The 9,652-nt window shown below is 69.7% G+C and carries 8 protein-coding genes and 1 pseudogene; 4 read left to right on the forward strand and 5 right to left on the reverse strand.

Going from position 1 to position 9,652, the window contains the following annotated elements:
• Positions 1–182: 182 nt before the first annotated feature.
• The 4 genes from IT371_22185 to IT371_22200 are packed head-to-tail and all read right to left on the reverse strand — an operon-like array spanning position 183 to position 4,486.
• Positions 183–1,784, reverse strand: coding sequence for a PAS domain-containing protein (locus tag IT371_22185; protein MCC6750390.1), 1,602 nt, complete (start codon positions 1,782–1,784; stop codon positions 183–185).
• The gene (locus IT371_22190; GenBank protein MCC6750391.1) at positions 1,768–2,076 is read right to left on the reverse strand and encodes a hypothetical protein; all 309 of its coding nucleotides are present in this window, start codon (positions 2,074–2,076) and stop codon (positions 1,768–1,770) included. The genes IT371_22185 and IT371_22190 overlap by 17 nt, the downstream gene beginning before the upstream one ends.
• A complete protein-coding gene (locus tag IT371_22195) occupies positions 2,073–3,263 on the reverse strand; it encodes a hypothetical protein (GenBank protein MCC6750392.1) in 1,191 nt (396 codons plus the stop codon). Before IT371_22195 ends, IT371_22190 begins: the two co-directional genes overlap by 4 nt.
• A 23-nt stretch (positions 3,264–3,286) precedes the next feature.
• Positions 3,287–4,486: a cysteine desulfurase gene (locus tag IT371_22200; protein MCC6750393.1), complete on the reverse strand. Its 1,200-nt coding sequence runs from the start codon at positions 4,484–4,486 to the stop codon at positions 3,287–3,289.
• 289 nt (positions 4,487–4,775) lie between these two features.
• Here IT371_22200 and hemN point away from each other — a divergent pair, with 289 nt between their 5' ends.
• From hemN to IT371_22220, 4 genes are all read left to right on the forward strand, one after another.
• Entirely contained in the window at positions 4,776–6,161 is a 1,386-nt protein-coding gene (gene hemN / locus IT371_22205) for an oxygen-independent coproporphyrinogen III oxidase (GenBank protein MCC6750394.1), read from the forward strand.
• Positions 6,162–6,241: 80 nt separating this feature from the next.
• Positions 6,242–7,594: a hypothetical protein gene (locus tag IT371_22210; GenBank protein ID MCC6750395.1), complete on the forward strand. Its 1,353-nt coding sequence runs from the start codon at positions 6,242–6,244 to the stop codon at positions 7,592–7,594.
• Between the two features lie 198 nt (positions 7,595–7,792).
• Positions 7,793–8,695, forward strand: coding sequence for a hypothetical protein (locus IT371_22215; protein ID MCC6750396.1), 903 nt, complete (start codon positions 7,793–7,795; stop codon positions 8,693–8,695).
• A gap of 492 nt (positions 8,696–9,187) precedes the next feature.
• Positions 9,188–9,367, forward strand: a complete 180-nt coding sequence (locus IT371_22220) for an ATP-binding protein (protein ID MCC6750397.1) — start codon at positions 9,188–9,190, stop codon at positions 9,365–9,367.
• Between the two features lie 158 nt (positions 9,368–9,525).
• Here IT371_22220 and IT371_22225 read toward each other — a convergent pair.
• Positions 9,526–9,652, reverse strand: a pseudogene (locus IT371_22225) (IS3 family transposase).

Raw genomic sequence — 9,652 nt, forward strand, 5'->3', positions numbered from 1 at the left:
GGCGGAGGACCACTGCTCGTCGCATCGTGTGGCGCATGCCCTGGGATGAAGCAAGGCGCGTTCCAGGTCCGGGGGCTCGGGCGGGCTAGTCGGGCGTCGTGCGCGCTGCTCGGGCGTCGTGCGCGCTGCTCGGGCTCGTGCGCGCTGCTCGGGCTCGTGCGCGCTGCTCGGGCTCGTGCGCGTTACTCCGGCGTCGCGTTCGTCGGGAGCTCGAGCGTGAAGCTCGCGCCGAGTCCGAGCCCCGGGCTCGTGCAGGTGAGCTCGCCGCCCATCTCCCGGGCGGCGGCGGCGCTGGCGTGCAGGCCGAAGCCGTGCCCCTCGGCCTTGGTCGTGAAGCCGTACTGGAAGAGCTGCGCCGCGTGCTCGGGGGCGATGCCCGGCCCGTTGTCGGTGACCGTGATGGCCGCGCGGGAGCCATTCACGGGAGCGATGCGGACGCTGAGCCGCTTCTCCGCGGGCGCGGCGGCGACCAGCGCCTGCTTGGCGTTTCGCAGCACGTTGATCAGCACCTGCAGCACCCGGTGGCGGTCGATGGGGAAGGCCGGGAGCGTGGCGTAGTCGCGTTCGACGAGGAGCCCCGAGTCGGTGAGCTCGCCGATGGCGATGGCGATCGCGGCGTCGACCGCCTCGGCCAGCGGCATGACCTCCACGGAGCGCGTCCCTCGCGCGTAGCTCTGCTGCGCCGAGATCACCTGCTTCAAATGGTCGACGCGGCGCCGGAGCGTGCTGAGCTCGCCGATGAGCTCCTGTCGCTCGGTCACGAGCTGCGCCGTCAGCTCGCGCAAGAAGTTCGGCACGAGCTTGCCGCGCGGGTCCTCGGTGAGGAAGCGGCCGAGCCCCTCCCCCTGCTCGGTGAGGAGCGAGGTCAGCTTCTGCAGCCCATCCAGCCGCAGCTTGTGGAGCCGGTCGCCGACCACCGTGGCGGACACGTTCACGCTGTTCAGCACGTTTCCCGCGTTGTGCAGGACCCCCGTGGCGATCTCGGCCATGCCGGCCGCGTGCGCGCTCTCCTCCCGCGCGCGGGCCAGCTCCTCCTCGGCGGTGCGGTCGCGCACGAGCAGGCTGTAGCCGCGGTGCCGCCGCCCGGCGCTGAAGCTCGGCGTCAGCTCGAGGTGCAGCCACCTCCGCGCGTGGGGCACGGTGCCGACGAAACGCCGGTTGCGCGGCTTCGCAGCCTCGAGCGCGCTCCGCAGCGGGGCGAAGGCCTCCGAGGCGAAGATGTCGAGGAGCGACTTCCCCTTGACCGAGTCCTCGGTGAGGGGGACGCCGTGCTCCGTGCGAAAGGCGAGGAGCTCGAGGAAGCGCGGGTTGTGCTCGAGCACGCGCCCCTCGGGGTCCAGGATGCCGATGCCGTCGGCAGCCTCGCGGACCACGGTGCGCCACCATTCCTGGGCCTGCGCGAGCTCGTGGAGCAGCCCGCCCGGCTGCGCGAGCTCGAGGAAGGCGAGCCGGTCGCTTCCGCGCGGCATGATCGTGACGCGCACGAGCTGGTCGCCGTCGGTCACGCGGAGGGTCAGGAGCAGATCCAGCTCGGCGTCGCGGGCGCCGGTCATCCCGGCGTAGTACGCCGCGAGTCCGCTGCGGTCGAGGGGGCTCACGAGCTCGTCGAAGCCCCTGCCCACCACGGCCTCCTCGGCGCAGGAGAACCAGCTACCGAAGGCGGCGTCCATCGCCACGACGCGGTGCTGGCCGTCGAGCAGGAGCATGGCGCGCGAGCAGCGCTCGTCGTAGGGTGCGGCGAGGCAGTCGGTGGTCACGCACCGTCGGTCAGGGGGTCGCGTCATCCTCGTAGCCGATCAGCGCGTGGAAGGCCGCCAGGTCCTGGGGGGCGCAGCCGCGCTTGCGAATCACCGTGATGGGGTTTCCCGAGAGCGTGGCCCGCAGCAGGAGCGCGGACGATTCGAGCGTCACGAGCGGCAGCTCGGCCTGCCGGGTCGGGGGACCGTACGCGGCAGCCAGGCGCTTCCACGCCAGCTCGGTCGCCTCGGGCGGAAGGTAGTACTTGAAGGTCTGCGGCTCGGGGCAGGCCAGGACCTCCTCGCGAAAGGGGCGCGTGACGACAGGCGGGGGTCTCATTCGGGCACCTCCACCTCGTGGCGGCAGGCGACGGCTCCCGTCCCCCGGCAGCCCGCCTCGAGCGCGTGGAACTGGCCGAAGCGCTCTCGCACCGAGCCCGCGCCGTAGATGAGCGCCATGAGGCCGGCCGCGACGCCGGTGAGCATCCAGCAGGAGGGCGCCGCGCTCCGGCCGCGATACGCGAGCTGGCCGCTCGCCTCGTAGCCGTTCGAGGTGGCGAGCGTGAGGCTCTCGGCGGGCTCGTGGCTCACGATCTGCCAGCGGCCCCAGCCGAGCGCGTTGCTCACCGCCACGACGCCGAAGAGCGCGTCCTGCTCCTCGCGCAGCATGGGTCCGACGAGCGCGTCCCATTCGGGAGACGAGATGACCCCGCCGAAGGTGTTGATGCCGCAGGTCTCGGCGTCGTGCTGGAGCTGCGCCTGCGCCGGGCGACCGAGGCCCTTTTGCGCCATCTCCTCGACGAAGCGCACGCTGACCAGGTTGTAGAAGTCCGCCGGCACGCTGGCGAGGTAGACGTTGAAGGCCGGGACCAGTCCCTGCGCGTTGCCCACGAGCGGCATCTTGGCGACCGCGGCGACGATCGCCTCTTCGTCAACGGTGGGCGAGCGCATGCCGCCGGCGAGCGAGGGAGGACAGGCGCAGGGCGCGACCCGCGGGAAGGTCGCGAGCGGGCTCGTGCGGTCGCGGGTCACGGCGAAGCGGCAGACCTTCGCGCCTGCGGCCATGCACTCGACCTCGCGCACGCCGACCGGGGCGCCTTCTACGAGGGAGAGCGCGGCCTGCAGGTAGCCTTCGGTGAAGGAGCAGACGGGCGAACGCCGCTCGGGGAAGCCTGCCCCCCAGCCTTCGACGAAGTGAGAGTGCGTGGCGACCACTGTCGGCTCGGCGAGCGATTCGTCGACGAGCGCGCCGTACCCGAGCGTGGAGTAGAGCGCCGTGGCGAGGGCCCGGCGATCGCCCGCGCCGTCTATCGATCGAAAGGCGCGGCCGAGGAGCTCCGCGAAGACGCCCTCGGCAGTGGAGACGACGATCGCCTTGCCGTCCACCGCGGAGGCCGATTCGATGGTGCGCTGCAGCCGCGCGTTGTAGTGGTGGCAGTGAACGATCGTCTCGGCGTCGAGGACGCGCCGCCGGCCCGTGGCCTGGTCGAAGTGCAGGGCGAGGAGGGCGTCGAGGTCGGGGTGCATCCGGTGGGCTCCTTCGGTTCGCATCAGGCGAACAGCGGGGGGTGTTTCGCGGCCGCGGTCAGGGAACGGAGGAACGCGACCTCCTGCTGCAGCCGGCCGATGGCCTGGGTCAGCTCGATGGCCTTGGTGGTCTTGCCGAGCGAGAAGCGCACGACGGACGCGCGAAGTTCGAGCGGTACGCCGAGCGCTTCGATGACGTGGCTGATGCGGGCGTGGCCCTGGCTGCAGGCGGCTCCCGAGGAGAGCGCGAGGTCGGGCACGCGGGCGAGGAGCGCTTCGGCCTCCACGTCGGGGAAGGCCACGCTCAGGAGTCCGGGGGCGGCGTCGTCGGCGGAGGTGAGGATCTCGGTGCCCGGGATGGCCTTCGTGAGCCCGTCGCGCAGCCGCCCGGTAAGGACGGAGAGATAGGCTGCGGTGACGGCCTGGTCGTTTCGCGCCAGCTCACAGGCCTCGCCGAGGCCGACCACGAGCGGAACGGGCAGCGTTCCGGGGCGCAGGCCGCGCTGCTGCCCGCCGCCGAAGAAGCACGGGGCGAGCGGGGTGCCCCGTCGGACGTAGAGCGCGCCGATGCCCTGTGGGCCGCCGATCTTGTGCCCTGAGAGGGTGAGCAGGTCGACGCCCGCGTGGCGCATATCGACGGGGAGGCGGCCGACGGCTTGCGTGGCGTCGCAGTGGAAGAGCACCCCTCGGGCGCTGGTGAGGTGCGCGATGGCGGCGACGTTGTGGAGCGCGCCGGTCTCATTGTTCACCCACATGAGCGAGACGGCGAGGGTGTTGGGCCGGAGCGCGGCCTCGAGGGCGGCGAGCTCGACGTGGCCGCGGGCATCCACGGGGAGGACGGTGACGAGGAAGCCCTCTTCGGCGGCGAGGTGGCGGCAGACCTCGAGCACCGAGGCGTGCTCGGTGGCGCAGGTCACGAGGTGTCCTCGCTCGGGGCGAGCGCGGGCTGCGCCGAGGAGGGCGAGGTTGTTGGCTTCGGTGCCGCCGCTGGTGAAGAGGATCTCGTCGGGGGCGGCGCCGAGCGCGTCGGCCACCTTGTGCGCGGCGTGCTCGACCGCTTGTGCGGCGGCGCGCCCCGGGGCGTGGCTGCGATTGTGGGGGTTGGCGTAGAAGGCCTGCTCGGCCTCGACCATCGCATCGCTCACGCGCACGTCGAGCGGCGTGCTCGCGGCGTGGTCGAGGTAGATGACCTCCTCGCGAGTGCGGGCGCGGCTTCGGCTCACGATCAGGCCATCGACGGCTGCCGCGTCCCGTTAAGGCTCGGCGCGTGGAGCGCCGCGCCCAACCCCTTGGCCCACCACGCAGTTCTTGCGCGAACCGGCCTCCTCCCCGCGCGTGACAGCCTGTCCCGACCACCCCGCTCCCCCGCCCGGAACCGGGCCAAACTGACTCCCCCCCTCTCCCGGGTTGATTCGCTCCCCACCGGGGTTGATTCCTGGGCCGCGAAATCTCGGGGAATGGTGCGCGTCGGCGACCCTTGCAACCCGGCGCACTTGCTGCATGCTGGAGGGCATGGAAAGCATCGCCGTACATCTGCCCTCGGAGCTCTTCGAACGGTACGCCCGGCCGGGCCCCCGCTACACCAGCTACCCTCCGGCGACCCAGTGGACACACGAGGTCGGGCCGGAGGAGCTGACGCGGCGTCTGGCGCTCGCGGACACGCGTGCCGACGAGCCGGTCTCCTTCTACGTCCACTTGCCGTTCTGCCGTCGCCTCTGCACCTACTGCGGCTGCAACGTGGTGGTCACGAACCGACACGAGCGAGTGGACCGGTACCTCGGTTACGTGGCGCGGGAGATGGACCTCGTCGGGGCGCACCTCCGCCGACGCCGGAAGGTGGCTCAGCTCCACCTGGGGGGCGGGACTCCGACCTTCCTCGACGAGCGGCAGCTCCTTCAGCTCTGGCGCGAGGTAACCGCACGTTTCGAGATCTTGCCCGAGGCCGAGGTGGCGCTCGAGGCCGACCCCGTCGTGACGACGACGGAGCAGCTTGCGCTCCTGCGGGGGCTCGGCTTCAACCGCCTCAGCATGGGGATCCAGGACTTCACCGCCGAGGTGCAGGAGTACGTGGGGCGCATTCAGTCCGTGGAGCAGACGCGGCGCCTCTACGAGTACGCCCGCAAGATCGGCTATCAGGGGATGAACTTCGACCTGATCTACGGCCTGCCGAAGCAGCGGCTCGAGACGTTCGATCGGACGCTCGACGAGGTCCTCGGGATGCGCCCGGACCGCGTGGCGCTCTTCAACTACGCCCACGTGCCGTGGATGCGCCCGCACCAGAAGAAGTTCGACGAGGCGCTGATCCCGAGGCCGCCGGAGAAGCTCGAGCTCTTTCAGCACGCGCGCCAACGTTTTCTCGCGGCCGGCTACGTCGTGATCGGCATGGACCATTTTGCGCTTCCCGAGGACGAGCTGAGCCGCGCGCGCGTGGCGCGACGGCTGCACCGGAACTTCCAGGGCTATACCGTGCTGCCTTCGAGCGACCTGCTGGCCTTCGGCGTGACCGGGATCAGCGATGTGGCGGGGTGCTACGCGCAGAACCTGAAGCCGCTCGCCGAATACTACCGGCGCCTCGACGAGGGTCGGCTCGTTACCGAGCGCGGGTGGGTCATGACCGACGAGGACCGCGTGCGTCGGGAGCTCATCGAGCGCGTGATGTGCAACTTCTACGTGGACCTCGACGAGCTGGCGCGGGCGCACGGGATCGACGCGGGACAGGCCTTCGATCGAGAGCTCGAGGAGCTCGACGCCATGCAGGAGGGGGGTCTCCTTGTCCGCCGGGGGCGCACCGTCGAGGTCACTCCCCTCGGGCAGATGCTGGTGCGAAACATCGCCATGGTCTTCGATCCTTACCTGCGGCAGGCACCGAGGACGCAGGCCTTCTCCAGCACGATCTGACGCGCGTGGGCGAGGCACCTGGACCGGGCGCTGGGGCCCGATCTTCCGACCCACGAACGAGTGGATCAGCGCTGCGGTCGGTGACCGTGACCTACCTCGTGGCGCTCGTCCTGCTGGGAGCGCTGGCGGCGATCACCTACCGTCTGCTCACCGCGCGCATCAGTACCGGGCACGGTCGCGCGGCGCTCTTGAATCGTACGGCGCGTCATCGCTGGCTCATCAAGCAGGCCTCGTTCGACGCGCTGAAGGTGATGGCGGCGAGCGAACCGGACGAGCGCGCCCGCTCCTTGTCGGCGTTGCGAGGGTCGACGGAGGATCTGGAGCGACACGCTGAGACGTTGGCTCGGGAGTACGCTGTGCTTCGCGGCGGCGTGCGTTCGGGCGGTGCGGAAGGGCAAGGCGCCCTGCTGGCGGAGGTGGCCCAGTATGCCCGCTATCTCCGGGCTGTGGCGACGGACGATGCGGCGCTGTCGTCTCGTGGCATCGACGCAGTCCTGGCGGGAATATTGAGCCACGAGCGTGCGCTGATCTCGTCGCTCGAGCGGCTCGTGGCAGAGCACGCGCGCGAGTCCGATAGCTCGGTGGGCCGCCTGCAAACGCTCGCTGGCTGGTCGCTCGGCGGCACGCTGACGTTGCTCGTGCTGGTCGGGCTTTTCCTGTTTCGGCCGCTCGTCGGCCGGCTGCGTCGCGAGTCGGCCATGGTCGCCGAGGCCGAGGAGAAGATGCGCCAGCTCGCGGTGGAGTATGGGCGCCTGGAGCGGCTCGCCGTGACGGGGGAGCTGGCGGCGTTTGCGGTGCACGAGATCCGCACTCCGCTGAATGCGCTGGCCATCAACACGCAGCAGATCCTGCGCCTCGGGCGACGCAATCAACCGGGCGACCAGGAGAAGGCGCGCGCTCTTACCGAGACCCTGCTCGTCGAGGTCGAGCGGCTGAACAAGATGGTGGAGGAGCACTTGCTCACGCGGCGGCCAGCGAAGCTCGATCGCGTCGAGCCGGTGCTGGCCAACGCCGTGCTCGTCGAAGGATTGCACATGATCCAGCACGAGCTCGAGGCGCACGGAGTAATCGTGCGAGAGGAGCTCGATCCGCAGCTTCCGACCGTGGACACAGATCCGCTGCTGCTGCGGCAGGTCTTGCTGAACATCCTCGTCAACGCCGTCCAGGCGATGCCCGACGGGGGCGAGTTGGTGGTGCACACGAGCGCAACGGGCCGCGAGGTGGCGGTGCGCATTACGGACAGCGGGCCCGGCATTCCCTCGGAGGATCACGAGCGCATCTTCAAGCCTTTCGTCACGACCAAACCGCAAGGCACGGGGCTCGGCCTCGCCGTCTGCGCGCGCATCGTGAACGAGATGCGCGGCGCCATCACCGTCGAGTCCGCCCCCGGACGCGGAGCGACCTTTGTCGTGCGCCTGCCCCGACGGGTCTAGTCGCTCGCACCCGCTAGTCGCCGCACCCGGGTTGATTTGCAGTTGTCGCACCCTGCAGTTGTCGCACCCGGGTTGATTGGCGCGTTCGGCAGTTGTCGCACCCGGGTTGATTTGCGCGTTCCGTCGCTTCGCCGGGGTTGTGCCCTGAGGGTTGTGCCGCGGAAGCAACCGCTGCGAGGGCGCGCCGAGAACGGGTACATGTCCATGCCACGACAAGTGATAGCCGGGAGCACCTATCTCGTAACGCGGCGCTGCACCCAGCGGCAATTCTGGCTGCGGCCGTGTACGCGGACCAATGAAGTGGTCGCCTTCTGCTTCGCGTGGGCAGCGGAGCTCACAGGCGTAGAGATTCACGCCATCTGTGTGCTCTCCAATCATCTGCACGCCGTGGTGACCGACCCGGAGGGTCAGCTGCCTGAGTTCATGCGCATTGCTCACGTCTACGTTGCCAAGTGCATCAATGCGTCCTACGGCCGCTGGGAGAACCTATGGGCGTCCGAGCCACCCAGTGCGGTACGACTCGAGGGTGAACGGGACGTGCTCGACAAGATCTCCTACTGCCTGGCCAACCCGGTCCTGTCCGGCCTCGTACGGCGCGGGCGCGAGTGGCCCGGGCTGCGGAGTTCGCCGCGGGACCTGGCAGGAACCTCCCGGATAGTCCGACGCCCCGCCGTGTTCTTCAGGACCGACGGCACGGTACCCGAGCGACTGGAACTCCGTCACCGCAGACCCTCGATCTTCTTGCATCTGACGGATGATCAGTTGGTAGAGCGTGTTCGGCAGGCAGTGCATGAGCGTGAGTCGGATGCGCGCCGAGAACACGCTCTCTCGGGCCGAGCGATTCTCGGTATTCACGCCTTGCTCACGCAGGACCCGGGTGGGAAGCCCAGGACACCGGCACCTCACCGCAACATCGCACCGCGCATCGCCGCCAAGAACAAGTGGGCCCGAGCGGAGGCCCTCAGGCGCCTTCGTAGTTTCCTTGAGGAGTACCGCGCGGCCTACGAGCAATTCAAGATTGGCCTGCGCGACGTCATCTTTCCGTTCGGTACCTACGCGATGCGTGCGCGACACGCGGTTCTGGTCGCTGGAACGAGCTAGGGTGTCGGCACTGTCCCGGCGGCTGGAGAGAAGGTGCCGCCGTGCTGCTCGGAGACGGTATGGGTCGCTTTCCCAGTGCCACCGGCGAAGTCTTGCGCTGCCGAGCTCTGGACGTCGCAGGTCGTCGCGCGCGCCCGCGGTGCCGGTGGCCTTCCGTCCCAGGAGGATGGAAGCGAAGCGCGCCGCGCACGCAGACCCCCGGTGTGGATCGTCTGAGCCCACTGGTTTCTGGCAGCCGTTGCGCGGGTGCGCCTGGGCGAGCGAACAACCCCGGTGCGGGCGATTCGGGGCGAGCGAACAACCCCGGTGCGGGTTATTGGGCGGGCGAACAACCCCGGTGCGGGTTATTATTGGTGCGGGTTATTCGCCGAAGGCCGTTGCGCGGGTGCGCCTGGGCGAGCGAACAACCCCGGTGCGGGTTATTCGAGCGGCGGTGCGGGTTATTCGAGCGGCGGGATCAAACTTGTCGCCCGCCGCTACGAGCGCGGCAGCATGCTCATCACCACCAACCAGGTCGTGACGCAGTGGGGCACGGTCTTCGGCGACGATGTCCTCGCCGCAGCCGTCCTCGACCGACTCTTGCATCACGCCCACACCCTGATGGTCCAGGGCGATAGCTTCCGGCTCAGGCAGCGCCGCAAGGCGGGCCTGACCCAAACGAAGAAATCCTAATCGGGAGCCCGGAGGGGGTCAGTTTTAGTGACGCAACGGGGTCAGAAGTTACTGGCGCTTGACACGGGTGCGCCTGGGCGAGCGAACAACCCCGGTGCGGGTTATTGGTGTGACACGGGTGCGCCTGGGCGAGCGAACAACCCCGGTGCGGGTTATTGGCGCAGGCCCATCGCGCGCATCAGCCGCTCGACGGTACAGCGAGCCACCGAGGTGCCCTCCTGCACGAGCTGTCGCCAGACCTTCTCGGCGCCGTAGACGCCGCCGTAGCTCTCGTCCCAGACCCGC

The organism is Deltaproteobacteria bacterium (genome assembly GCA_020848905.1).
In the GTDB taxonomy this organism is placed as follows: Bacteria; Myxococcota_A; Polyangia.

Excerpts from the sequence above, each read along its gene's own strand:
- IT371_22185 (MCC6750390.1), bottom strand. The coding sequence starts at position 1,784 with ATGACGCGACCCCCTGACCGACGGTGCGTGACCACCGACTGCCTCGCC.
- IT371_22190 (MCC6750391.1), bottom strand. The coding sequence starts at position 2,076 with ATGAGACCCCCGCCTGTCGTCACGCGCCCCTTTCGCGAGGAGGTCCTG.
- IT371_22195 (MCC6750392.1), bottom strand. The coding sequence starts at position 3,263 with ATGCACCCCGACCTCGACGCCCTCCTCGCCCTGCACTTCGACCAGGCC.
- hemN (MCC6750394.1), top strand. The coding sequence starts at position 4,776 with ATGGAAAGCATCGCCGTACATCTGCCCTCGGAGCTCTTCGAACGGTAC.
- IT371_22215 (MCC6750396.1), top strand. The coding sequence starts at position 7,793 with ATGTCCATGCCACGACAAGTGATAGCCGGGAGCACCTATCTCGTAACG.
- IT371_22220 (MCC6750397.1), top strand. The coding sequence starts at position 9,188 with ATGCTCATCACCACCAACCAGGTCGTGACGCAGTGGGGCACGGTCTTC.